This window comes from Hydrogenophaga sp. FW305-3-2-15-A-LB1, from assembly GCF_058787875.1.
The window spans coordinates 1-2735 of record NZ_JBYTAE010000171.1; the positions used below are offsets into that span (position 1 = coordinate 1).

The following is a 2735-nucleotide window of genomic DNA, read 5'->3' on the forward strand; positions in this document are numbered from 1 at the left end:
GGGCGCCCTGCTCGGGGGGGGCGGTGGTCAGGGTGGCGGCGCTGGCGCGGCCGACCTGATGGGCCTGTTCGGGCTCACACCACCCCGCCGCTGAACCTCGGCTCAGGCCTGCGCGGGCGCGACCACGTCCAGCCAGGCCTTCAGGGTGCCGTACACGGCCGAGGGATCGGCCTCGTTGAAGATCTCGTGGTACAGGCCTTCATAGACCTGGGCATGCACCTTGTCGCGCGGCGCGGCGGCGGCAAACGCCTTGCTGCCCGCAGGCCGCACCAGGCTGTCGGCCCCCGCATACAAAAGCAGCGTGGGCACGCGCCACTGCGCGGCGGCAGCCACCACGGCCGGGCCGTTGCTGTCGATGAACTGCGCCAGCCGCGCGCTGATGCGGTCGTGCACCAGCGGGTCCTTCTTGTAGGCCTCCACCACCGCTGCGTTGTGCGAGATCTTGCTCGCGTCCAGGCCGTTGGAGATGGCGAAGTTGGGCGCGAAACGGTAGAGCAGGGAAATCAGCTTTTTCTGCAGTGCGCCGATGCCCGCGTCCAGCGCGGGCGATGACAGCACCAGTGCGTCGACAGGCGCCATGCGCCGCTGCACGAAGGTGGACGCGACCAGCCCGCCCATGCTGTGGCCCATGAGAATGAGCGGGCAGGCCCAGGGTTCGGCGATGTGGTTGCGCGTGTCCTCCAGCACCTCGGCGAGGTCGTCGAGCAAGGTGTCGTCATCGGGCAGCACACCGCGCGCGCCACCCGACTCGCCGTGGCCGCGCTGGTCGTACGCGCGCACGCAGAAGCCCCATTCGTTCAGGCGCTGCGCCACCGGGTCGTAGCGCCAGGCGTGTTCACCCAGGCCGTGCACGATCAGCACCACCGCGCGTGGGCGCCAGCGCATCGGCAGCGGCCAGTCGAACAGGGCCAGGTTCAGGCCATCGCGGAGGGTGAAAGGCGCCTGGGTGGTGTCGGACATGATGGCGGCTCAGGGCATGCGGGCCATGACCTGGGCCACCGTGGCGGTCAGGCGCTGCGCGTAGTCCAGGTGCAGGAACTCGTTCGGACCGTGCGCGTTGCTCTTGGGGCCGAGCACGCCGCAGACCATCATCTGCGCGGTCGGAAAACCCTTGCTGAGCATGTTCATGAGCGGGATGGTGCCGCCCTGGCCGATGGTGCCGCAGCCCGCGCCGAAGTGGGCTTGCGAAGCGTCCTGCAGCGCCTGCTCGAACCAGGGCGCGGTGGTGGGGGCGTTCCAGCCGCTGGCCGCGCCTTCGCCCTCGAAGGTCACGCGCGCCTGGTAGGGCGCGTTGTCCTCCAGCAGGGCCTTGAGTTCCTGCACGGCCGCGGGCGCGTCCACCAGCGGCGGCAGGCGCAGGCTGAGCTTGAACGCGGTGTAGGGCCGCAGCACGTTGCCGGCGTTGCGCAGCTCGGGGAAACCGTCGGCGCCCGTGACCGACAGCGTGGGCCGCCAGGTGCGGTTGAGCAGGGCCTCCACCGGGTCGGTGGTGGTGGGCAGGGTGAACACGGTGGAACCACCACAGTCGTGGTGCGCCCAAGGGAAGCGCTTGTGGATCTCGTCGCCCAGAATGGCGGCGGTGGCGCGCGCCTGCTCGATGCGCTCGGCCGGCACCTCGCAATGGAAGCTGGCGGGCAGCAGGCGGCCGGTGGCGCTGTCTTCCAGCCGGTCCAGCACCTGGCGCATGATGCGAAAGCTCGACGGCACCAGGCCCGAGGCATCGCCCGAGTGGATGCCCTCGGTGAGCACCTCCACCTTGAGCACGCCGCTGGCCATGCCGCGCAGGCTGGTGGTGAGCCAGAGCTGGTCGTAGTTGCCGGCACCGCTGTCCAGACAGATCACCAGACCCACGTCGCCCAGGCGCGGGCGCAGCGCGTCCACGTAGGGCAGCAGGTCGCCCGAACCGCTCTCTTCGCAGGTTTCGATCAGCCCGACGATGCGCGGGTGCGCCACGCCCTGGGCCTTGAGCGCCTGCAGCGCGGCCACGCTGGCGTAGACCGCGTAACCGTCGTCGGCGCCGCCGCGGCCATAGAGCTTGCCGCCGTCGATCTTGGGCGTCCAGGGGCCGAGGTCGTTGCGCCAGCCGGTGAACTCGGGTTGTTTGTCGAGGTGGCCGTACATCAGCACGGTCTGGCCGGAGGCGGGGGCCGGTGTGCCGTCGCGCCCGGCGCTGGCCGGCACCTCGAAGAACAGCACCGGCGTGCGGGGCCGGCCCTGCGCGTCGTTCAGGCGCACGATCTCCAGCTGGAGACCTTCCACCTGCTGCGCCCGCACCCAGTCGGCCGCGCTCTGCAGCACGCGCTCCAGCAGCCCATGGGCGGCCCAGTCGGGGTCGAAGGCCGGCGACTTGGCCGGCACCTCGATGTAGCGTGTCAATTCGGGGACGATGCCGCGCGACCAGCTCGCCTCCACATGGGCCTGCAAGGCGGCCGGGTCCAGGGGCGGCGAGGCGTGGGGCAGGCGAGCGTTCATGGCGTCGGTCTCCGGGTGCGCGGGCGGTGAGGCGCCGGCATGCCGGGACGAAAATCCCCGGGGCCGGTACAGGGGAAACAGTATAGGCACGCCCGTGGCTTGTACACGGTACGAGGACCCTGTTTCGGCCCCCTGCGCGCGAGGTTGCGGCGACCAGCGGCCGCCTTTGGCTTACAGGCGGAACAGCTGCACGACACCGGCCAGGCGCCGGGCCTGGTCCTTGAGGCTCTCGGCGGCGGCCGCGCTCTCCTCCACCAGCGCCG

The 2735-nt window shown here is 71.0% G+C and carries 2 protein-coding genes; both read right to left on the reverse strand.

Annotated elements, in window-relative coordinates; all coding sequences use genetic code 11:
- Positions 1 to 102: 102 nt before the first annotated feature.
- A complete protein-coding gene (locus AC3WPZ_RS27830; RefSeq protein WP_382152802.1) occupies positions 103 to 960 on the reverse strand; it encodes an alpha/beta hydrolase in 858 nt (285 codons plus the stop codon).
- Positions 961 to 969: 9 nt separating this feature from the next.
- Positions 970 to 2472, reverse strand: a complete 1503-nt coding sequence (locus tag AC3WPZ_RS27835) for a M20 family metallopeptidase (RefSeq protein ID WP_492442590.1) — start codon at positions 2470 to 2472, stop codon at positions 970 to 972.
- Positions 2473 to 2735: the final 263 nt, after the last annotated feature.